At 67.5% G+C, this 20,602-nt stretch carries 20 protein-coding genes; 14 read left to right on the top strand and 6 right to left on the bottom strand.

The annotated features are described in order from the left end of the window. Positions 1 to 94 precede the first annotated feature (94 nt). From WS51_RS24295 to purU, 5 genes are all read left to right on the top strand, one after another. Positions 95 to 2,101: a monovalent cation:proton antiporter family protein gene (locus WS51_RS24295; RefSeq protein ID WP_059451609.1), complete on the top strand. Its 2,007-nt coding sequence runs from the start codon at positions 95 to 97 to the stop codon at positions 2,099 to 2,101. Between the two features lie 78 nt (positions 2,102 to 2,179). Then, positions 2,180 to 2,746 carry an adenine phosphoribosyltransferase gene (locus tag WS51_RS24290; protein ID WP_059545000.1) on the top strand — a complete coding sequence of 189 codons (567 nt, stop codon included), beginning with the start codon at positions 2,180 to 2,182 and terminating at the stop codon, positions 2,744 to 2,746. A gap of 43 nt (positions 2,747 to 2,789) precedes the next feature. Beyond that, the gene (locus WS51_RS24285) at positions 2,790 to 3,404 is read left to right on the top strand and encodes a LysE family translocator (RefSeq protein ID WP_059451447.1); all 615 of its coding nucleotides are present in this window, start codon (positions 2,790 to 2,792) and stop codon (positions 3,402 to 3,404) included. Between the two features lie 4 nt (positions 3,405 to 3,408). Further along, entirely contained in the window at positions 3,409 to 4,266 is an 858-nt protein-coding gene (locus WS51_RS24280; protein ID WP_059451446.1) for an NUDIX hydrolase, read from the top strand. A gap of 88 nt (positions 4,267 to 4,354) precedes the next feature. Beyond that, the gene (gene purU / locus WS51_RS24275) at positions 4,355 to 5,239 is read left to right on the top strand and encodes a formyltetrahydrofolate deformylase (protein ID WP_059451445.1); all 885 of its coding nucleotides are present in this window, start codon (positions 4,355 to 4,357) and stop codon (positions 5,237 to 5,239) included. An 89-nt stretch (positions 5,240 to 5,328) separates the two neighbouring features. Here purU and WS51_RS24270 read toward each other — a convergent pair whose 3' ends face one another. Both WS51_RS24270 and uvrA read right to left on the bottom strand, forming a co-directional pair. Further along, positions 5,329 to 6,411: an AI-2E family transporter gene (locus WS51_RS24270; RefSeq protein WP_059451444.1), complete on the bottom strand. Its 1,083-nt coding sequence runs from the start codon at positions 6,409 to 6,411 to the stop codon at positions 5,329 to 5,331. Between the two features lie 257 nt (positions 6,412 to 6,668). Continuing rightward, positions 6,669 to 9,554 (bottom strand): excinuclease ABC subunit UvrA, encoded by a 2,886-nt coding sequence (uvrA, locus tag WS51_RS24265; protein WP_069229870.1) that lies wholly within the window; start codon positions 9,552 to 9,554, stop codon positions 6,669 to 6,671. Positions 9,555 to 9,829: 275 nt separating this feature from the next. Here uvrA and WS51_RS24260 point away from each other — a divergent pair, with 275 nt between their 5' ends. From WS51_RS24260 to WS51_RS24215, 9 genes are all read left to right on the top strand, one after another. Beyond that, on the top strand, positions 9,830 to 11,017 hold the full coding sequence (locus tag WS51_RS24260) for an MFS transporter (protein ID WP_059451442.1): 1,188 nt from the start codon (positions 9,830 to 9,832) through the stop codon (positions 11,015 to 11,017). Between the two features lie 102 nt (positions 11,018 to 11,119). Beyond that, complete coding sequence (locus WS51_RS24255; protein WP_059507767.1) at positions 11,120 to 11,671, top strand: single-stranded DNA-binding protein; 552 nt, start codon at positions 11,120 to 11,122, stop codon at positions 11,669 to 11,671. A gap of 113 nt (positions 11,672 to 11,784) precedes the next feature. Then, a complete protein-coding gene (gene mug / locus WS51_RS24250; RefSeq protein WP_060023084.1) occupies positions 11,785 to 12,336 on the top strand; it encodes a G/U mismatch-specific DNA glycosylase in 552 nt (183 codons plus the stop codon). Continuing rightward, positions 12,323 to 12,946, top strand: coding sequence for a DNA-3-methyladenine glycosylase (locus WS51_RS24245; protein WP_059790969.1), 624 nt, complete (start codon positions 12,323 to 12,325; stop codon positions 12,944 to 12,946). The genes mug and WS51_RS24245 overlap by 14 nt, the downstream gene beginning before the upstream one ends. 71 nt (positions 12,947 to 13,017) lie before the next feature. Further along, positions 13,018 to 13,782: a ParA family protein gene (locus WS51_RS24240; RefSeq protein ID WP_059545010.1), complete on the top strand. Its 765-nt coding sequence runs from the start codon at positions 13,018 to 13,020 to the stop codon at positions 13,780 to 13,782. A 455-nt stretch (positions 13,783 to 14,237) separates the two neighbouring features. Next, positions 14,238 to 14,819 (top strand): TIGR01841 family phasin, encoded by a 582-nt coding sequence (phaP, locus tag WS51_RS24235; protein ID WP_059507763.1) that lies wholly within the window; start codon positions 14,238 to 14,240, stop codon positions 14,817 to 14,819. 264 nt (positions 14,820 to 15,083) lie between these two features. After that, positions 15,084 to 16,265, top strand: a complete 1,182-nt coding sequence (locus tag WS51_RS24225; RefSeq protein WP_069230036.1) for an acetyl-CoA C-acetyltransferase — start codon at positions 15,084 to 15,086, stop codon at positions 16,263 to 16,265. 212 nt (positions 16,266 to 16,477) lie between these two features. Further along, positions 16,478 to 17,221, top strand: a complete 744-nt coding sequence (gene phbB, locus WS51_RS24220; protein WP_059447902.1) for an acetoacetyl-CoA reductase — start codon at positions 16,478 to 16,480, stop codon at positions 17,219 to 17,221. Positions 17,222 to 17,419: 198 nt separating this feature from the next. Further along, positions 17,420 to 17,620, top strand: coding sequence for a hypothetical protein (locus tag WS51_RS24215; RefSeq protein WP_059948651.1), 201 nt, complete (start codon positions 17,420 to 17,422; stop codon positions 17,618 to 17,620). Positions 17,621 to 17,687: 67 nt separating this feature from the next. Here WS51_RS24215 and WS51_RS24210 read toward each other — a convergent pair whose 3' ends face one another. The 4 genes from WS51_RS24210 to WS51_RS24195 are packed head-to-tail and all read right to left on the bottom strand — an operon-like array spanning position 17,688 to position 20,575. After that, positions 17,688 to 17,981: a hypothetical protein gene (locus WS51_RS24210; protein ID WP_059506862.1), complete on the bottom strand. Its 294-nt coding sequence runs from the start codon at positions 17,979 to 17,981 to the stop codon at positions 17,688 to 17,690. A gap of 22 nt (positions 17,982 to 18,003) precedes the next feature. After that, positions 18,004 to 18,540: a hotdog family protein gene (locus WS51_RS24205; protein WP_059799495.1), complete on the bottom strand. Its 537-nt coding sequence runs from the start codon at positions 18,538 to 18,540 to the stop codon at positions 18,004 to 18,006. Further along, on the bottom strand, positions 18,537 to 19,355 hold the full coding sequence (locus WS51_RS24200; RefSeq protein WP_069229868.1) for a beta-ketoacyl synthase chain length factor: 819 nt from the start codon (positions 19,353 to 19,355) through the stop codon (positions 18,537 to 18,539). The genes WS51_RS24205 and WS51_RS24200 overlap by 4 nt, the downstream gene beginning before the upstream one ends. Next, complete coding sequence (locus tag WS51_RS24195; protein ID WP_059846909.1) at positions 19,352 to 20,575, bottom strand: beta-ketoacyl-[acyl-carrier-protein] synthase family protein; 1,224 nt, start codon at positions 20,573 to 20,575, stop codon at positions 19,352 to 19,354. The genes WS51_RS24200 and WS51_RS24195 overlap by 4 nt, the downstream gene beginning before the upstream one ends. Between the last annotated feature and the right edge of the window lie 27 nt (positions 20,576 to 20,602).

Genomic DNA, 20,602 nt, shown 5'->3' with positions numbered 1-20,602 from the left:
GCGCCGCGCCTTCGGACTTGTCCGATGTCGCTTGCCCACCGCCACCACCCGCGCCCGCATTGCCGTGGCACCGACGAACGAGGACGCTTCGCCCGTGATTTCCCCGCTCGAAATGACCCTGCTGCTGCTGCTGGCCTCGGTGGTGGGCGTCGTCGTATTTCGCTCGTTGAACCTGCCGCCGATGCTCGGCTACCTGACCGTCGGCATCCTGGTCGGCCCGCACGCGTTCGGCGTCGCCGCGGATCTGGAGCGGGCCGAGCATCTCGCGGAATTCGGCGTCGTGTTCCTGATGTTCTCGATCGGCCTCGAATTCTCGCTCGCGAAGCTGAGGGCGATGCAGCGGCTCGTGTTCGGGCTCGGGCTGCTGCAGGTAGTCGCCACGCTCGTGCTCGCGCTCGCGCTGGGCCTGCTGTTCGAGCGCTGGGTACACATCACGTGGCAGGGCTGCATCGCGCTCGGCGGCGCGCTCGCGATGTCTTCGACGGCGATCGTGTCGAAGATGCTCGCCGAGCGGCTCGAGATCGAGACCGAGCACGGCCGCAACATCTTCGGCGTGCTGCTGTTCCAGGATCTGGCCGTGGTGCCGCTGCTGATCGTGATCGCCGCGTTCGGCGCCGAGTCGTCGAAGGATCTCGCGCTCACGCTCGGTTTCGCGGCGGTCAAGATCGTGATCGCGCTGGCGCTGCTGCTGATCGTCGGGCAGCGTTTCATGACGCGCTGGCTCAACGTCGTCGCGCGGCGCCGCTCGCAGGAGCTGTTCGTGCTGAACCTGCTGCTCGTCACGCTCGGCGCCGCGTTCATCACCGACCGCTTCGGGCTGTCGCTCGCGCTCGGCGCGTTCATCGCGGGGATGCTGATCTCCGAGACGCCGTTCCGCCATCAGGTGGAAGAGGACATCAAGCCGTTCCGCGACGTGCTGCTCGGCCTGTTCTTCGTGACGACGGGGATGCTGCTCGACCCGCGCGTGATCTGGGAGCATCCGCTGATCGTGCTCGGCTTCTTCGTCGGGCAGATCCTGTTCAAGGCGACGATGATCGCGGGGCTCGCGCGGCTGTTCGGCGCGACGCCGGGCGTCGCGATGCGCACCGGCATCGGCCTCGCGCAGGCCGGCGAATTCGGCTTCGTGCTGCTGAACCTGATCCTCGACCGGCATCTCGTCGATTCGACGCTGCTGCAGGCGATCCTCGCGTCGATGCTGCTGTCGATGCTCGCCGCGCCGTTCCTGATCCAGAACGCCGACCGGATCGTGATGCGGCTGTCGTCGACGGAATGGATGCAGCAGTCGCTGCAGATGACGCGGATCGCGACGCAAAGCCTCAAGCAGCGCGGCCACGTGATCATCTGCGGCTACGGTCGCGCGGGGCAGAACCTGGCACGCATGCTCGAGCAGGAAGGCATTTCGTACGTCGCGCTGGACCTCGATCCCGATCGCGTGAGCGCGGCGGCGACGGCCGGCGAATCGGTCGTGTTCGGTGACGCCGCGCGCCGCGAGTCGTTGCTCGCGGCCGGCATTCATCGCGCGGCGGCCGTCGCGATCACGTACGCAAATACGCCGTCGGCGCTGCGCGTGCTGCATCACGTGCACGAACTGGAGCCGACGCTGCCGGCGATCGTGCGCACGGTCGACGACGCCGATCTCGAGAAGCTGCTGGCGGCCGGCGCGACCGAGGTGATTCCGGAGATCGTCGAGGGCAGCCTGATGCTCGCGTCGCACACGCTGGTGCTGGTCGGCGTGCCGATGCGCAAGGTCGTGCGGCGCGTCGAGGAGATGCGCGACGAGCGCTACAGCCTGCTGCGCGGCTATTTCCACGGCGCGGACGATGCGGACGACGACGATCACGAGCAGGTGCGGCTACAATCGGTGCCGGTCGATGCGCGCGCGGACGCGGTCGGGCGCTCGCTGGAGGAGCTCGGGCTGTATGCGCTCGGGCTGGAAGTCACGGCGATCCGCCGGCACGGCATCCGCGGCGTCGAACCCGATCCGCAGACCAAGCTGCGCGCAAGCGACATCGTCGTGCTGCGCGGGCTTCCCGAAGCGCTCGCGCTCGCGGAGGAGCGGCTGTCGCGGCATCGGCGCGAGCCGCCGGCCGCAGTCGCGTGAGTCGCGATTCGATAACCTGACCCGTATTTACTCGAAACGGTGCCCGATCTTCGCGCACCGTTTTTTTCGGAGAGTTTCATGCCGCATTCGTCGTCGGGCGCACCGCTCGATCCGGTCGCCTTCATTCACAGCCAGATCCGCACCGTGCCCGACTGGCCGCAGCCGGGCGTGATGTTCCGCGACATCACGACGCTGCTGCAGAGCCCGAAGGCGCTGCGCATCCTCGTCGACCTGTTCGTCGAACGCTATGTCGATGCGAAGCTCGACTACGTCGCGGGGCTCGATGCGCGCGGCTTCATCATCGCGCCGATCGTCGCGTACGAATTGAGCGTCGGCTTCGTGCCGATCCGCAAGGTCGGCAAGCTGCCGTACAAGACGCGCTCGGAGTCGTACGACCTCGAATACGGCAGCGCGACCGTCGAGATCCACGAAGACGCGTGCCGCCCCGGCGACCGCGTGATTATCATGGACGACCTGATCGCGACCGGCGGCACGATGATGGCGGGGCGCAACCTGCTGCAGCGGCTCGGCGCGGTCGTCGTCGAAGGCGCGGCGATCATCGATCTGCCGGATCTCGGCGGCTCGACGCTGCTGCGCGACGCGGGGCTGCCCGTCTATACCGTCACCGAATTCGCCGGCCACTGAACCCACCGAACCATTGGACGCCGGCCCACGCCGCGAGGTCAAGATGCCCAACTTCATGCTGTTTCTCGCCACGTCGATCGCGATCACGTTCGCGCCGGGGCCCGACAACCTGCAGGTGCTCGCGCGCGGCATCTCGCAGGGCCGTGCGGCCGGCTTCGTCGCCGCGCTCGGCTTCACGGCCGGGATCCTGTTCCATACGACGCTCGCGGCGCTCGGCGTCGCGGCCGTGCTGCGCTCGTCGCCGGTCGCGTTCCAGACGCTGAAGCTCGCGGGCGCCGCGTACCTCGTGTGGATCGGCATCAAGGCGTTGCGCAGCCAGGGTCTCGCGAACGCGCACGAGCGGCCGCCGCAGCCGCTTGGCGCGATCTTCCGGCAGAGCGTGATCGGCAACCTGATGAACCCGAAGGTCACGCTGTTCTTCGTCGTGTTCCTGCCGCAGTTCGTCGATCCGCACGGTGTGCAGGGCGTGACGCTGCAGATGTTCGAGCTCGGCGCACTGTTCATGCTGCAGACGGCCGTGGTGTTCTCGCTGTTCGGCGTCGGCGCGGGCGCGATCGGCACATGGCTGAAGCGTCGCCCGAAGGCCGGCGTGTGGCTCGACCGGATCGCCGGCGCGACCTTCATCGCGATCGGCATCCGGGTCGCACTGAAGGATTGAGCCGATGACCTTTCCGTGCATCGCGGCCGCGCGCCGCTTCGATCCGGCCGCGCACCTGCGTTTCGAGATCGCCGGCGAGCAGGTCGGCTGGGTGCGCCGCCAGGACGTCGCGAAGCTCGCGCGCTGGCCCGACGTGTTCGAGCTGACCGACGCGCGCGTCGTGCTGTCGGCGCGTTACGACACGGTCGACGCGCGCAGCATGGCGCTCGCGAGCGCGATCGGCGCGCTGGCGGCCGAAGGCGCGATTCCGGGCTGGCGCGACGAGATCTACGCGATCCGCAACCGCTTCGACGATCCGCCGCTCGCGTATATCGAACGCGCCGCATCGCGCTTCTTCGGCACGCAGACCTATGCGGTGCATCTGAACGGCATCGTAGAATATGCGGTTGCGCCGGGCGAGCCGGCCGTGCCGCGGATGTGGCTCGGCCGGCGCAGCGCGACCAAGGCCACCGATCCCGGCATGCTCGACAACGTCGTCGCGGGCGGCATCGGCTGGGGCCTGGGCGTTCACGAGACGCTCGCGAAGGAATGCTGGGAAGAGGCCGGCATGCCGGCCGAGCTGGCGGCGCGCGCGATCGCGGGCCGCGCGGTGCAGGTGCTGTGCTCGCTGCCGGAAGGCACGCAGTCCGAACTGATCTTCGTGTACGACCTGCCGCTGCCGCGCGACTTCGCGCCGCACAACCAGGACGGCGAAGTGGCCGAGCACCTGCTGGCCGGCGTGCCCGAGGTGATCGGCTGGCTGCGCGAAGGCCGCGCGACGATGGATGCGAGCCTCGCGATGCTCGACACGCTGCTGCGCCATCGCTGGCTTTCGGCGGCCGACGCGGCGGGCATCGACGCGCTGTTCGCGCCGGCCGCGTGACGCGCGGCATGCCGGCGCGGGCCGGGGCCCGGGCGCGGCCGAACGAACGGCCCATTTGACGAATACCGAAACGAAGGGAGTAGCGGTCATGTCGACCGATCACAGCTTTATCTTGAAACTGTCGTGCCCCGACCGGCACGGCATCGTCCACGCGGTCTCGGGCTTCCTGTTCGAGCGCGCCAACAACATCCTCGATTCGGCGCAGTTCGGCGACAGCCGCACCGGCGAGTTCTTCATGCGCGTGCACTTCGTGCAGGACGGCGACGGCGCGGATGCCGCGGCGGCGCTCGACACGCTTCGCCAGGAATTCGCGCCGCTCGCCGAGCAGTTCGCGATGCGCTGGGAGATGCACGACGCGGCCGTGAAGCCGCGCGTCGTGATCATGGTCTCGAAGATCGGCCACTGCCTGAACGACCTGCTGTTCCGCTACCGCACCGGCCAGCTGCCGATCGAGATCCCGGCGATCGTGTCGAACCACAAGGAGTTCTACCAGCTCGCCGCGAGCTACAACATCCCGTTCCATCACTTTCCGCTCGTCGGCGGCTCGTCCGATGCGGCGAAGGCCGCGCAGGAAGCGCGCGTGCTCGAAGTGATCGACGAGCACCAGGCCGACCTCGTCGTGCTCGCGCGCTACATGCAGATCCTGTCGCCGAACATGTGCGAGCAGCTCGCCGGCCGGGCGATCAACATCCACCATTCGTTCCTGCCGAGCTTCAAGGGCGCGAAGCCGTACTACCAGGCGTTCGACCGCGGCGTGAAGCTGATCGGCGCGACCGCGCACTACGTGACGACCGACCTCGACGAAGGCCCGATCATCGAGCAGGAAGTCGAGCGGGTCGACCACAGCATGACGCCCGACCAGCTCACCGCGATCGGCCGCGACGTCGAGTGCGTGACGCTCGCGCGCGCGGTGAAGTGGCACGTCGAGCACCGGATCGTGCTGAACGGGACGAAGACGGTCGTGTTCCGCTGACCGGCCGTTGCCGCAAACGAAAACGCCGCGCTCTTCACGAGACGCGGCGTTTTTTTATCGAGTGATCGGTGACTCGGCCTGCGCGGCCGTCAGATCAGCCGCAGCATGTACAGCTCGCGCTTCAGATACGCATAGAAGATCGGCGCGGCGATCACGCCCGGCAGCCCGAATGCGGCTTCCATGATCAGCATCGCGAGCAGCAGCTCCCATGCGCGCGACTCGATCTGGCCGCCGATGATCTTCGCGTTCAGGAAGTACTCGAACTTGTGGATCACGACGAGGAACGCGAGCGACGCGATCGCGGTGCCCATGCTGACCGACAGCGACACCGCGACGATCAGCGTGTTCGAGATCAGGTTGCCGATCACCGGCAGCAGGCCGACGATGAACGTGACGAGCACGAGCGTCTTCGACAGCGGCAGCCGCTGGTGGAAGATCGGCAGCGCGACGAGCAGGTAGATGCCGGTGAAGATCGCGTTGATCGCCGAGATCTTGATCTGCGCGAACACGATCCGGCGGAACGATTCGGCGAAGCGCGACACGCGCGTGACGAGCGCGGTCGACAGCGGCCGGCGCACCTTGCCGTGCTCGACGCCGATCGCGATCATCGCGCCGATGATCATCCCGAACAGCACGTGGCCGAAGCCGCGCGCGACGCTCTTGCCGCCTTGCTGGAGCTGGTCCATGTGCGAATGCATCAGCAGCGCCGCCTTGGCCTTCATCTGTTCGACGTCGACCGGCAGCACGTTTGCGATCCAGGACGGCGTGCGGGCGCGGGTCTGCTCGACGATCTGCATCAGCTGGTCGAGCAGGCTCTGCAGGTTCGGCACCGTGTGCTCGAAGTGCTCGATGATGCCGATCGTCAGGCCCGTGAGGCCGCCGACGATCGCCACCGACAGCAGCACGACGGCGACCCAGCGCGCGCGCATGCTCGTGGTGTGGCGTTCGACCACCGGCGCGATCGTGTGGATCAGTTGATAGACCAGCATGCCGGCCAGCAGCCCGCCCAGCAGCTTGAGCTCGATGACGAGCACCATCGCGACGAGGGCGAACAGGTAGCTGCCGATCTCGATCGCCGACAGCTTCGGCAGGCTGAAGTCGCTCGTCAGCCGCACGCTGCGCAGGTGCGGCTCGCGGTTCTGCGCGTCGCGCGACTCTTGTTGCTTCTCCATCATGGATTCCTGTCGTTCGGGTGTCGTGCCGCGCGGTGGGCGGCAGGACGGTGGCCGCCCGGCGCCGCACCGGATTGGTGCGGATGGCGAACCTTACGACCGTAAAGTATAGCTGCCATTATGGTCCGCCACGGGGCTGTTTGGCTCGTGGTGTATACGCAGAAGGGAAAACCGCAGAAGGGAAAACGAGGAGGCCGGCGCCGCCGCGGGCGCCGGGCGCGCGCGGCCGGCAGCCGCGCGCGGGAACGGAAAGTGTGTCAGCCGGCCGCCGCCTTGCGGGTCGGGCGCTTGAGCAGCGGCGCCAGATACTTGCCGGTGAAGCTTGCCTTGGTCTTCGCGACCTGCTCGGGCGTGCCCTGCGCGATGATCTGCCCGCCGCCGGCACCGCCTTCGGGCCCGAGGTCGATCACCCAGTCGGCCGTCTTGATCACGTCGAGGTTGTGCTCGATGATCACGACGGTGTTGCCCTGGTCGCGCAGCCGGTGGATCACTTCGAGCAGCAGCGCGATGTCGTGGAAGTGCAGGCCGGTGGTCGGCTCGTCGAGGATGTACAGCGTGCGGCCCGTGTCGCGCTTCGACAGCTCCAGCGACAGCTTCACGCGCTGCGCCTCGCCGCCCGACAGCGTCGTGGCCGACTGGCCGAGGCGGATGTAGCCGAGGCCGACGTCGAGCAGCGTCTTCAGCTTGCGCGCGATGACCGGCACCGCGCTGAAGAATTCGTACGCATGCTCGACCGTCATGTCGAGCACTTCGCTGATGTTCTTGCCCTTGTACTGCACTTCGAGCGTCTCACGGTTGTAGCGCTTGCCGTGGCACACGTCGCACGGCACGTAGACGTCCGGCAGGAAGTGCATCTCGACCTTCAGCACGCCGTCGCCCTGGCACGACTCGCAGCGGCCGCCCTTCACGTTGAACGAGAAGCGGCCCGGATCGTAGCCGCGCTCCTTCGCGGTCGGCACACCCGAGAACAGCTCGCGGATCGGCGTGAACAGGCCCGTATAGGTGGCCGGGTTCGAGCGCGGCGTGCGGCCGATCGGCGACTGGTCGACGTTGATCACCTTGTCGAAGTGCTCGAGGCCCTCGATCGCCTCGTGCGGCGCCGGCTCCGCCGACGAGCCGTACAGGTGGCGCGCGACCGCGTGGTACAGCGTGTCGTTGATCAGCGTCGACTTGCCGGAACCCGACACGCCGGTGATGCAGGTCAACAGGCCGACCGGCAGCTCGAGATCGACGTGCTTCAGGTTGTTGCCGTGCGCGTCGACGATGCGCAGCATCCGCTCCGGATCGGGCGCGATGCGCTCGTCCGGGTACTCGATCGTGCGCTTGCCGACCAGATACTGGCCCGTCAGCGACTGCGGGTTCGCCTGCACCTGCTTCGGCGTGCCTTCGGCGACCACCACGCCGCCGTGCTCGCCCGCGCCGGGGCCCATGTCGACGACGTAGTCGGCCGTGCGGATCATGTCCTCGTCGTGCTCGACGACGATCACCGAGTTGCCGAGGTCGCGCAGATGCTTGAGCGTCGCGATCAGGCGGTCGTTGTCGCGCTGGTGCAGGCCGATCGACGGCTCGTCGAGCACGTACATCACGCCGGTCAGGCCCGAGCCGATCTGCGATGCCAGCCGGATCCGCTGCGCCTCGCCGCCGGACAGCGTCTCGGCGCTGCGCTCGAGCGACAGGTAGTCGAGGCCGACGTTGTTCAGGAAGGTCAGGCGCGCGACGATTTCCTTGATCACCTTGTCGGCGATCTCGCGCTTCGCGCCGTCGAGCGACAGGCCGTCGAAATAGCCGAGCGCATCGCGCAGCGGCCAGCTGCTGATCTCATAGATGCCGCGCGCGTAGTCGCCGGTGCCGACCCGCACGTGGCGCGCCTCGCGGCGCAGCCGCGTGCCGTCGCACGACGGGCACGGCTGGTTGTTCTGGTATTTCGCGAGTTCCTCGCGTACGGCGACCGAATCGGTTTCGCGATAGCGGCGCTCGAGGTTCGGGATGATCCCTTCGAACACGTGCTCGCGGATCGTCGTGCGGCCGCGCTCGTTGATATACGAGAACGGGATCGTCTGCTTGCCCGAGCCGAACAGCAGCACCTTGCGGATCTTCTCCGGCAGGTCTTCGAATGCGGCGTCGATGTCGAATTCGTAGAACGCCGCCAAGCTCTGCAGCATCTGGAAGTAGAACTGGTTGCGGCGATCCCAGCCTTTCACGGCGCCGGCCGCGAGCGACAGCGACGGGTGCGCGACGACCCGCTTCGGATCGAAGAACGTGATCTGGCCAAGGCCGTCGCATTCCGGGCACGCGCCCATCGGGTTGTTGAACGAGAACAGGCGCGGCTCGAGCTCCTGCAGCGAGTACGAGCAGATCGGGCACGCGAACTTCGAGCTGAACAGGTGCTCGCGGTCGGTGTCCATCTCCAGCGCGATCGCGCGGCCGTCGGCGAGGCGCAGCGCGGTCTCGAACGATTCGGCGAGGCGCTGCTTCATGTCCGGGCGCACCTTCAGGCGGTCGACGACGACGTCGATCGTGTGCTTGTCGTTCTTCTTGAGCTTCGGCAGCGACTCGACCTCGAAGATCTTCGCGACACCCTCGTTCGCCGTGCCGCCGCCCGAGCGCACGCGAAAGCGGACGAAACCCTGCGCCTGCATGTCCTCGAACAGCTCGGCGTGCTCGCCCTTGCGGTTCGCGACGACGGGTGCGAGGATCATCAGCTTGGTTTCCTCGGGCAGCGCAAGCGCCGCGTCGACCATCTGCGACACGCTCTGCGCCTCGAGCGGGATGTCGTGGTCCGGGCAATACGGCGTGCCGACACGTGCGAACAAAAGTCGCAGGTAGTCGTGGATTTCGGTGACCGTGCCGACGGTCGAACGCGGGTTGTGGGACGTCGCCTTCTGCTCGATCGAGATCGCGGGCGACAACCCCTCGATCAGGTCGACGTCGGGTTTCTCCATCAACTGCAGGAACTGGCGGGCGTACGCGGACAGGCTTTCGACGTAGCGGCGCTGGCCTTCGGCATAAAGGGTGTCGAACGCGAGCGACGACTTGCCCGACCCGGACAACCCGGTAATCACGACCAGCTTGTGGCGCGGCAGGTCGAGATTGACGTTTTTCAGGTTGTGGGTGCGTGCCCCACGGATACGGATCTGTTCCATGAACCTGGCGAAAATGGAGGGAACCAAACCTGCTACTATAACGGCTTTTCGAGGCCGTCGTTGGGGGCCCCCAGCCTTTGCAGCAGCTGGCAGCAAGGCGATTCCACGCCAGGGAAGCGGCTGCGCCGCACGGCTCGAGGCGGCCCGCAGGCAGCCTGCGTGACGGCCCGGAAAGTGGTCCCGGAACGTGCCCGCCAGGCCTGCCGGGCCAGTGGCCCTGATCTTCCGCCGCCCGCCGCCGGGCGGACATTCCGATCATTCGAAATTCATTCCCGATGTCCAATCCGTCCGCCACGTCTTCCCGCATGAGCGCGCCCGAACTGCGCGCGACCACGTCGCTCGCGGCGATCTTCGCGCTGCGCATGCTCGGCCTGTTCATGATCATGCCGGTGTTCTCGGTCTACGCGAAAACCATCCCGGGCGGCGACAACGTGCTGCTCGTCGGCATCGCACTCGGGGCCTACGGCGTCACGCAGTCGCTGCTCTACATCTTCTACGGGTGGGCGTCGGACAAGTTCGGCCGCAAGCCCGTGATCGCCACCGGCCTCCTGATCTTCGCGCTCGGCAGCTTCGTCGCCGCGTTCGCGCACGACATCACGTGGATCATCGTCGGCCGCGTGATCCAGGGCATGGGCGCCGTGTCGTCCGCGGTGCTCGCGTTCATTGCCGACCTGACTTCCGAGCAGAACCGCACGAAGGCGATGGCGATGGTCGGCGGCTCGATCGGCGTGTCGTTCGCGGTCGCGATCGTCGGCGCGCCGATCGTATTCCACTGGGTCGGGATGAGCGGTCTGTTCGCGATCGTCGGCGTGCTGTCGATCCTCGCGATCGGCGTCGTGATGTGGATCGTGCCGGATGCGGCGAAGCCCGTGCACGTGCCGGCGCCGTTCGGCGAGGTGCTGCACAACGGCGAACTGCTGCGCCTGAATTTCGGCGTGCTCGTGCTGCATGCGACGCAGACTGCGCTGTTTCTCGTCGTGCCGCGCCTGCTCGTCGACGGCGGGCTGCCGGTCGCCGCGCACTGGAAGGTCTACCTGCCGGTGATGGGGCTCGCGTTCGTGATGATGGTCCCGGCGATCATCGTCGCGGAAAAACGGGGCAAGATGAAGCCGGTGCTGCTCGGCGGCATTCTGGCTATCCTGATCGGCCAATTGTTGCTCGGCAGCGCACCGCATACCATCCTGATTGTGGCGGCGATTCTTTTCGTGTACTTCCTCGGCTTCAACATCCTGGAAGCATCGCAGCCGTCGCTCGTGTCGAAGCTCGCGCCGGGTTCGCGCAAGGGCGCGGCCACGGGCGTCTACAACACCACGCAATCGATCGGGCTCGCGCTCGGCGGCATCGTGGGCGGCTGGCTGCTGAAGCACGGCGGCGCGAACACCGTCTTCTATGCATGCTCGGGGCTCGTGGCGGCGTGGCTTATAATCGCGGCCAGCATGAAAGCGCCGCCGCGCAAGGCCTGAACCTTTTTTCGGGCAGGCACCGGCGGCGCTCGCCGGCTTGCCCGGCGGGCCGCCGCGACGACATTCGCGGGCGGCCCGGCATCGAATCTACTGGAGAAACACATGGCATCCGTCAACAAGGTCATCCTCGTCGGCAACCTCGGCGCCGATCCTGAAGTCCGTTACCTGCCGAGCGGCGACGCGGTTGCGAACATCCGCCTCGCGACGACCGACCGCTACAAGGACAAGGCGAGCGGCGATTTCAAGGAAATGACCGAGTGGCACCGCGTCGCGTTTTTCGGCCGTCTCGCCGAAATCGTCAGCGAATACCTGAAGAAGGGTTCGTCGGTCTATATCGAAGGCCGTATCCGCACGCGCAAGTGGCAGGGCCAGGACGGCCAGGATCGCTATTCGACCGAAATCGTCGCCGACCAGATGCAGATGCTGGGCGGCCGCGGCGGTTCGGGCGGCGGCGGTGGCGGCGGTGACGAAGGCGGTTACGGCGGCGGCTACGGTGGTGGCGGCGGCGGTCGCGGCGGCGAGCAGATGGAACGCGGCGGTGGCGGCGGCCGTGCCGGCGGTGCGCCGCGCGGCGGTGCAGGCGGCGCTCAGAGCCGTCCGAGCGCGCCGGCAGGCGGCGGTTTCGACGAGATGGACGACGATATTCCGTTCTGACGGCACGTCGCCATCCCGCACCGGAATGGGCCCGAATGTCCGAGTCAAGCCAGTCGCTTGGCACGGACCTTCGGGTCTTTTTTCGTTTACGCTCCACGCCCCGGAGGCCGATCGTGGCTGATGCGCTACCCGACCTCATCGCGCCGCGGCTCGACGTGCTGTTCTGCGGGCTCAACCCCGGCATGACCGCCGCCGCGACAGGGCATCACTTCGCGGGCAGGAACAACCGCTTCTGGCGCGTGCTGCATCTTGCCGGCTTCACCCCGGACGAAATCGCGCCGACGGACGACCGGACGATCCTCGCGTACGGATGCGGGCTGACCGCGGTGGTGCCGCGGCCGACCGCGAGCGCCGATCAGTTGTCGCACGCGGAATTCGTCGCGCAGGCGGCCGTCTTCGAGCAGAAGATCGTGCATTACGCGCCGCGCTTCGTCGCGTTCCTGGGCAAGGCGGCTTACGCCGCGCTCTCCGGGCAACGCGAGATCGCATGGGGCAGGCAGGCCGAGCGCATGCAGCACGCGGTCGTGTGGATCCTGCCGAACCCGAGCGGCAGGAACCGCGCATTCGGCATCGACGAACTGGTCGACGCGTATCGCCAGCTACGAGAAGCGGCGCACGCCGGTTCCGGCCGCCAGCAGCGCGGGGCGTCCGATGCCGCGCAATAAGCCCGTGCCTGACTGGCCCGGCACGCTGCTGCCGCGCTCGTTCTTCGATCGCGCGGCCCCCGAAGTCGCGCCGCAATTGCTGAACAAGATACTCGCAGCGGCGGACGGCCGCGCCGGCCGGATCGTCGAAGTGGAGGCCTACGCGGGTGCGATCGATCCTGCCGCGCATACCTACCGAGGCAAAACGCCGCGCAATGCGACGATGTTCGGGCCACCCGGGCACATGTACGTCTATTTCACCTATGGCATGCACTGGTGCTGCAATTGCGTGTGCGGCCCGCAAGGCACCGGCACGGGCGTGTTGATTCGTGCGCTGGAACCGTTGCACGGGCTCGAACGGATGCGCGCGGCGCGGCCGCCGCTGACGCGCGATCGCGATCTGTGCCGGGGGCCCGCACGGTTGACCCAGGCACTCGGTATCACGGGCGCGCAGGACGGCGTCGATCTGGTCGCCGGGCTTGAAGGTTTCGCGATCGTGGACGACGGCATGGCGCCGCCCGCGAACCTGGCGGGCGGGCCGCGCGTCGGCATTCGCGTCGGCCAGGACCTCCCGTGGCGATGGAGCGTGCCCGGCAATCGTCACGTGTCGGGACCCGTGCCCACTATCTGATGCATGTCACGCGGCCGCCACGATTGTCCGGCTAAGCTCATCGTTTCGACGTATCGATCGAAGGAGACACCATGCGGCGGGTCGTGTTCAACCAGAAGGGCGGTGTGGGCAAGTCGACGATCGTCTGCAACCTGGCGGCGATCAGCGCGAGCGAAGGACTGCGCACGCTCGTCATCGACCTCGATGCGCAGGCGAATTCCACGCGCTACCTGCTCGGCGAGCGCGCGAGCGACGCCCGCCCCGGCGCAGCGGAATTCTTCGAGACTGCGCTGACGTTCAACTTCCGGCCGGTCGACGTCGCATCGTTCATCCATCCGACGCCGTTCGACGGGCTCGACGTGATGCCCGCGCATCCGGATCTCGACACGCTGCACGGCAAGCTCGAGTCGCGCTACAAGATCTACAAGCTGCGCGATGCGCTCAACGAGCTCGACGCCTACGATGCCGTCTACATCGACACGCCGCCCGCGCTGAACTTCTACACGCGCTCGGCGCTGATCGCGGTCGAACGCTGCCTGATTCCGTTCGACTGCGACGACTTCTCGCGCCGCGCGCTGTACACGCTGCTCGAAAACGTGAAGGAAATCCAGCAGGACCACAACGCGGCGCTGGAGGTCGAAGGAATCGTCATCAATCAGTTCCAGCCGCGCGCGAGCCTGCCGCAGCGCCTGGTCGACGAACTCGTCGAGGAGGGGCTGCCGGTGCTGGCGTCGCGGCTGTCGGCATCGGTGAAGATTCGCGAGTCGCATCAGCAGTCGAAGCCGGTGATCCATCTCGAGCCGGCGCACAAGCTCGCGCAGGAGTTTCGCGCGCTGCATCGGGAATTGATCGGATGAGATCCCGGTGAACGTGTTCGTTAATTGCTCTGATTATTGAAATCGTTATTAATAATCCTGGTAACGATTCCGGAATAAATCTGGAAAAACGATTACATCGGAAAATCGATCCGTCTTCAATGGCTACCTTTTTTCTAATAACGGAAATAATGACGTGGTAAATGTTGCGGATGGCCGCGTCGGGTTATGCTGTAAAAAAGTAAAAGCCACTGCCGGACAACGTGTTGCAGCGTGGCCCCATTGTGGGGCTATGCGATTGAGAAACGGTCATTTCATCGGATAAGGGTTTTCACCTAGTATTGATTCCACATAATCGACAATTAATCAATCTAGAATGGCCTTTCTCAAGCGGTCGCGGTCAATGACATCCGCGGTCATGAATAAGGAAGCGGACTTCGATCCGGCTTCCATTTTCTTTACGTCGTCTCTCGCATTTGCCAACAGGAGCGTGCCCGATGTCCGTATTTGCCCCCGAAAAATTCGCCGCCGATTATCAGTCCGGCATCGCTGCGTGGTTCGCGATTGCCCGTCCGGCCATCAAGGGCTTTGAAGCCGTCGTCGAACTCAACCTGCAAGTGGCCAAGACGGCGCTCGAGGAGTACGAGGACAAGCTGAAGAACGCGTTCAACTCGGGCAACCCGGCTGCAGGCTTCGCGCAGCAGGTCGCCGTCCCGCAGGAGGCCGCAGGCAAGGCGGTCGCGTACGGCCGCCATCTGTTCGATATTGCGGTGTCGACGCAGGCCGAATGGGCGAAGGTCGCCCAGGCTCAGTACGAACAGAACGACAAGCGCGTGAAGGAAGTGGTCGGCGAACTCACGAAGCACGCGCCGGCGGGCTCGGGCGCCGTGGTCGCCGCGCTGAATTCGGCACTGTCGGCGGCGAGCGCCGCGGCCGACTCCGTGCGTGCCGCGACGGGGCAGGCGATCGAGGCCGCGCAGAGCGGCTTCGACGCGGTCAGCGAAACGACGGCCCGCGGTGCCAAGCAGACCGCCGCCGCCGCTCGCAAGGAAGCCGCTTCGCGCGAATCGGCTGCATGAGCGCGTGTCGCGCGCAGGCGCGACATTGACCGAGCGGCGCCGGCAGGCGCCGGCCGCCGCGTGTGCCGCGCGGCGTTCGGCGTATGCCCGGTTCGCCGCATCGTGCCCGGACACCGGACACGGCCGGGGCGGCCGGATGCGCGGCGCGCACGAGTGCGCGAACGTGCAGCCGCGTCGCCGGCCGCACGGCGCTCACGCGCCGCCGCCGCGCCGTACCGGCACGCAATGCGCATCGACCCACTGATTTCAATGCAGGAAGAGAACATGACGGACGTAGTGATCGTATCGGCCGCGCGGACCGCGGTCGGCAAATTCGGCGGCTCGCTCGCGAAGGTCGCGGCACCGGAGCTGGGCGCGACGGTGATTCGCGCGGTGCTGGAGCGTGCGGGCGTGAAGCCCGAGCAGGTGAGCGAAGTGATCATGGGGCAGGTGCTGACGGCGGGCTCGGGACAGAACCCGGCGCGCCAGTCGCTGATCAAGGCGGGCCTGCCGAGCGCGGTGCCGGGCATGACGATCAACAAGGTGTGCGGCTCGGGCCTGAAGGCGGTGATGCTGGCGGCGAACGCGATCATGGCGGGCGACGCGGACATCGTGATCGCGGGCGGCCAGGAGAACATGAGCGCGGCGCCGCACGTGCTGCCGGGCTCGCGCGACGGGTTCCGGATGGGCGATGCGAAGCTGGTCGACACGATGATCGTCGACGGCCTGTGGGACGTGTACAACCAGTACCACATGGGCATCACGGCGGAGAACGTCGCGAAGGAATACGGGATCACGCGCGAGGAGCAGGACGCGTTCGCGGCGCTGTCGCAGAACAAGGCGGAAGCCGCGCAGAAGGCGGGCCGCTTCGCCGACGAGATCGTGCCGGTGTCGATTCCGCAGCGCAAGGGCGAGCCGCTGCAGTTCGCGACCGACGAGTTCGTGCGTCACGGCGTGACGGCGGAATCGCTGGCGGGGCTCAAGCCGGCGTTCGCGAAGGACGGCTCGGTGACGGCGGCGAACGCGTCGGGGCTGAACGACGGCGCGGCGGCGGTGCTGGTGATGTCGGCGCAGAAGGCGGCGGCGCTGGGGCTGACGCCGCTTGCGCGGATCAAGGCATACGCGAACGCGGGCGTGGATCCGAGCGTGATGGGCATGGGTCCGGTGCCGGCGTCGCGCCGCTGCCTGGAGCGTGCGGGCTGGACGCCGGGCGACCTGGACCTGATGGAAATCAACGAGGCATTCGCGGCGCAGGCGCTGGCGGTGCACAAGCAGATGGGCTGGGACACGTCGAAGGTGAACGTGAACGGCGGGGCGATCGCGATCGGTCACCCGATCGGCGCATCGGGCTGCCGGATCCTGGTGACGCTGCTGCACGAGATGGTCAAGCGCGATGCGAAGCGCGGGCTGGCGTCGCTGTGCATCGGCGGCGGGATGGGCGTCGCGCTCGCGGTCGAGCGCGGTTGAGCAGGGTCTGACGATATGCACGCGCGCGGCGCCGGCCAGCGCCGCAAGCGTGCGCGGCAATCTTCGCGCGGAACAAGCAGCCAACAACATGCGTGATGTTCCGGTGCGCCGTGCCTGCGTTGCAGGCGCCGGCGCATCGCAGCGGTGGGGTGGCAGCATGTGCCATGCCGTCGCCCCGCATCATTGACTACTTTTTGTCGGTAACTCATAGGATGACTAAGCGAATTGCAGTTGTGACAGGTGGGATGGGCGGTCTCGGCGAAGCGATCAGCATCCGGTTGAACGATGCCGGGCACCGGGTCGTCGTCACGTATTCGCCGAACAACACCGGTGCCGATCGCTGGCTGACCGAGATGCACGCGGCCGGCCGCGAATTCCACGCGTATCCGGTGGACGTGGCCGACCACGATTCGTGTCAGCAATGCATCGAGAAGATCGTCCGGGACGTCGGCCCGGTCGACATCCTCGTGAACAATGCGGGCATCACGCGCGACATGACGCTGCGCAAGCTCGACAAGGTCAACTGGGATGCGGTGATCCGCACCAATCTCGATTCCGTGTTCAACATGACGAAGCCGGTCTGCGACGGGATGGTCGAGCGCGGCTGGGGACGCATCGTCAACATCGCGTCGGTCAACGGCTCGAAGGGCTCGGTCGGCCAGACCAACTACGCGGCCGCGAAGGCCGGCATGCACGGCTTCACGAAATCGCTCGCGCTCGAGATCGCGCGCAAGGGCGTGACGGTGAATACGGTATCGCCGGGCTATCTCGCGACGAAGATGGTGACGGCGATTCCGCAGGACATCCTCGATACGAAGATCCTCCCGCAGATTCCGGTGGGACGGCTCGGTCAACCCGAGGAAGTCGCGGCGCTGGTCGCGTTTCTGTGCTCGGAGGACGCCGGCTTCGTGACGGGCTCGAACATCGCGATCAACGGCGGTCAGCACATGCATTGACGCGCGACTGGCCCGGGCGGCGTTCGCATGCGCGTCCGGGCCGCGCTCCCGCTGTATCCAGCGCCGGGCGGCGCGCCAGGCGCGCGGTGACGGATCGCGGACTCACGTTCGCCGCGCAGGCGGCGGGCCGTGCGTGCCCGCGTTCCTGCACTGCGTCGCGGCACGCGCGCCGCATCGGCCTCGCATTCCGGAGGAGGCATGGGTGATACCTGGATGGGATTCGCGATCGGCGGCTCGGCACTGGCCGTCGCGCTGACGATGGCGATCGCGCTTCACTGGCTCGAGCGGCGCCGTGCGCGGCTGCTGCGCAACTTCGATCATCGCGATTGCTGGTTCTTCGCGTACGGCAAGTGCCTCGCGCGCAGGCAGGCGCGCCGTACGCGCGGCGGCGCGCGCTGACGGCGACGCTGCGGCACCGGCGTATCCCGCGCATGCGTGTGCTTGTGCGTGCGCGGGACGCCCGCGCTCAGTCGCTGCTTTTCGCGGAGCCTTCGCCCGAATCGTTCTTGTGGAAGATCCGCTTCGTCGTGCGCTTGGTGGCGTCCCAGCCCTCGCGCGACGCATGCGCGATGCCGTGGCCGACCGTCTTCGCCGCACTCGCGGTCGCATGGCCGAAGCTGCGCGCGGCCTCGCCGGTCTTGTGCGCGGCTTCCTTCGAATCGCGCTTGATGTCCTGCTTCACTTCCGACATGTCCGCGTGCGCGATCGGGCAGATCAGCGCGAGAACGAACGCGGTGCAAATGAACTGACGTGCTTTCACGACCTGGTTTCCTTGGGGCTGTTTATCGAATGTCCGCGCGGCCGGCAGGCGGCGGAACGAGGACGCCGGCCGCAGATGCGTCGAGCATCACCACGGCCCGGCCGCCGAGCAGCACGCGCTCGCCGCAGCGCAGCGTGAAGCCGTACAGCACGGAGCGGTCGTCGCCGCCGATGCGCTCGGCATCGACGATCAGCGGCAGCTCGAACGTGTCGAGCCGATCGACGAATGCGTCGACGTTGCGCACGCTCGCCAGATAGCCGGCGCGCGGCCGTGCGAATTCCGTCTGCGCGCATTGCGTACTGAGCAGCGCGCCGTGCACGGCCATCGCCTGCGCCGCGTATTCGATGCCGCAGACCGATGCGAGCCGGCCGTGCGAGCGAAGCGGGTTGCGCGGATCGCGATGGCTCGTCGCGCTGCAGCGGATCCGCGCGGCATCCCATGCTTCGACGCGATCGAGCAGGCACATCGCGCCGTCGTGCGGAATGTGCGCGGCGATCCATGCGCGATCGAGCGTCGCCGCCGTCGGCTCGGGCACGAGCGTCGATACGGGCGTCGTCATTGCGCGCCCTCCGCTGCGGTAGCCGGCAGCGCGATATCGACCTGCACGCGCGTATCGTCGAGATAGTCGAGCACGACGCTCGTCGAGCGTCGCGTCGCGAGCGCATCGAGCAAAGGCAGTGCGCGCGCGGCCGGATTGCCGGTGCGCAGCGCGTCGAGTTCGGGATTCGCGAGCGTCGTTGCAGGCGCGTCGGTGAGCTGCACGTCAATGCGCGCGAGCGTGCGTTCGCTCGCGTCGGGTGCGAACACCAGCGCGACGCCGAATGCGTCGACGATCGGCCGCACCGCGCGCAGCGGCTCCGGATAGTCGGTGTCGTAGGCGTTCAGCAGGCTCGGCACGCGATCGACCGCGACCTGGCACAGGCTCTCGAGCAGGCCCGCGGCAAAACTGCCGTCGTGCGCGCACACCACGTTCGACGTTGCCATCGCGCGGGTCGCGATGCTCCAGTAGCCGGCCGGCGCGTTGTGCACGGAGTTGTGAAAGCGCGTCGGCGACAGATGGCGATCGTCGCTGGCGAGGGTCTCGCAGATCGCGTGGCAGTTCTGGCCGTCGCCGCCGGACGCGCTGAACACGGTCGCGAGCGTGGCCGCATCGCGTCCGCTCGCCGCTGCCGCCTCGAGGCCGACCGCAAGCGCAACGCGCACGACGGGGCCGGTGCGGCGGCGCTCCGCCGGCGGCAGGCCGGCGGGCGGCGGCAGCACGGTGCGTGCGCTCGCATAGGCCGCACGGCCCGCGAGCACGTCGGCCGCGTGCGGCCAGTCGTTCAGTCCCGGCCCGACGAGACCGACGCTTTCGATGAAGGCCGTGAGCGTCATGTCGGCTCCCCGCGACTGGCATGCCCGGCGCGGCCGAGGATCAGGCTGCAGTTCGTGCCGCCGAAGCCGAACGAATTCGACAGGACCGCACGCACGCGCGCGTCGCGGCTCGCGAGCACGTAGTCGGCGGCCAGCGCCGGGTCGGGATGCGTCGTATTCACACCTGCCGGCACGAACTGTTCGCGCAGCGCGAGCGCGGCGACGACCGCTTCGAGCGCGCCGGCCGCACCGAGCGTATGACCGGTTGCGCCCTTCGTCGAGCTGCATGGCGTGCGCGCGAGCAGCGCGCCCACGGCGCGACTTTCGGCGGCATCGTTGCTCGGCGTCGCGGTGCCGTGCAGGTTCACGTAGTCGATGTCGCCTGCGGCGAGGCCGGCCGATGCGAGTGCCTGTTCGATCGCGATGCGTGCGCCGAGCCCTTCCGGATGCGGCGACGACATGTGATGCGCATCGCTCGATTCGCCGATGCCGAGCAGCAGGATCGCGTCGTCGTCGGGCGCGGCACGTGTATCCGGCATGCGTTCGAGCAGCGCGAACGCAGCCGCCTCGCCGATCGAGATGCCGTCGCGCGCGACGTCGAACGGCCGGCACGGCCTGCGCGACAGCAGCTCGAGCGAATTGAAGCCGTACAGCGTCGTCAGGCACAACGAATCGACGCCGCCGACGACGGCCGCGTCGATCAGCCCGGCTTCGATCATCCGGCGCGCGGAGCCGAACACCTTCGCACCGGACGAACACGCGGACGAGATCGCCATGGCCGGCCCGCGCAGCGCGAAATACGCGCGCACGAACGCGGCCGCCGAATACGGGTTGTGCGTGTGTGCATAGCGGAACGCCGCGGGCAGCGCGCCGCTTGCCGGATCGCGTTGCTGGTACGCACGTTCGGTCTCGAGGATGCCGGACGTGCTCGTGCCGATGAACACGCCGACGCGCGCGGCGCCATGGCGCGACACGGCCGCCGCGACGCGCGCGTCGAAGCCGTCCTGGACGAGGCCGAGTTGCGCGAGGCGGTTGTTGCGGCAGTCGAAGTCGGCGAGATCCGGGCGCACGGGGTGCGCATCGACGCCGTCCACGGCGCCGATCCAGGTATCGAGATCCGCGCGTTCGAAGTCGCACGGCGCGAGCCCGCCGCGTGCGTTGCGCAGCGCGTCGAGCGTCGCCTCGAGGCCGCTGCCGATGCAGCTGGTGGCGGTGAAGTGCGAGAGCAGGAGAGGTTTCACGAGGGTCGTATCCGGTAGCCGGAACGG

It is taken from the genome of Burkholderia territorii, assembly GCF_001718335.1.
In the GTDB taxonomy this organism is placed as follows: domain Bacteria; phylum Pseudomonadota; class Gammaproteobacteria; order Burkholderiales; family Burkholderiaceae; genus Burkholderia; species Burkholderia territorii.
This window is presented reverse-complemented; position numbering and strand designations above follow the sequence as displayed.

Excerpts from the sequence above, each read along its gene's own strand:
- WS51_RS24290 (WP_059545000.1), top strand. The coding sequence starts at position 2,180 with ATGCCGCATTCGTCGTCGGGCGCACCGCTCGATCCGGTCGCCTTCATT.
- WS51_RS24285 (WP_059451447.1), top strand. The coding sequence starts at position 2,790 with ATGCCCAACTTCATGCTGTTTCTCGCCACGTCGATCGCGATCACGTTC.
- WS51_RS24280 (WP_059451446.1), top strand. The coding sequence starts at position 3,409 with ATGACCTTTCCGTGCATCGCGGCCGCGCGCCGCTTCGATCCGGCCGCG.
- purU (WP_059451445.1), top strand. The coding sequence starts at position 4,355 with ATGTCGACCGATCACAGCTTTATCTTGAAACTGTCGTGCCCCGACCGG.
- WS51_RS24270 (WP_059451444.1), bottom strand. The coding sequence starts at position 6,411 with ATGGAGAAGCAACAAGAGTCGCGCGACGCGCAGAACCGCGAGCCGCAC.
- uvrA (WP_069229870.1), bottom strand. The coding sequence starts at position 9,554 with ATGGAACAGATCCGTATCCGTGGGGCACGCACCCACAACCTGAAAAAC.
- WS51_RS24260 (WP_059451442.1), top strand. The coding sequence starts at position 9,830 with ATGTCCAATCCGTCCGCCACGTCTTCCCGCATGAGCGCGCCCGAACTG.
- WS51_RS24255 (WP_059507767.1), top strand. The coding sequence starts at position 11,120 with ATGGCATCCGTCAACAAGGTCATCCTCGTCGGCAACCTCGGCGCCGAT.
- WS51_RS24245 (WP_059790969.1), top strand. The coding sequence starts at position 12,323 with ATGCCGCGCAATAAGCCCGTGCCTGACTGGCCCGGCACGCTGCTGCCG.
- WS51_RS24240 (WP_059545010.1), top strand. The coding sequence starts at position 13,018 with ATGCGGCGGGTCGTGTTCAACCAGAAGGGCGGTGTGGGCAAGTCGACG.
- phaP (WP_059507763.1), top strand. The coding sequence starts at position 14,238 with ATGTCCGTATTTGCCCCCGAAAAATTCGCCGCCGATTATCAGTCCGGC.
- WS51_RS24225 (WP_069230036.1), top strand. The coding sequence starts at position 15,084 with ATGACGGACGTAGTGATCGTATCGGCCGCGCGGACCGCGGTCGGCAAA.
- phbB (WP_059447902.1), top strand. The coding sequence starts at position 16,478 with ATGACTAAGCGAATTGCAGTTGTGACAGGTGGGATGGGCGGTCTCGGC.
- WS51_RS24215 (WP_059948651.1), top strand. The coding sequence starts at position 17,420 with ATGGGTGATACCTGGATGGGATTCGCGATCGGCGGCTCGGCACTGGCC.
- WS51_RS24205 (WP_059799495.1), bottom strand. The coding sequence starts at position 18,540 with ATGACGACGCCCGTATCGACGCTCGTGCCCGAGCCGACGGCGGCGACG.
- WS51_RS24200 (WP_069229868.1), bottom strand. The coding sequence starts at position 19,355 with ATGACGCTCACGGCCTTCATCGAAAGCGTCGGTCTCGTCGGGCCGGGA.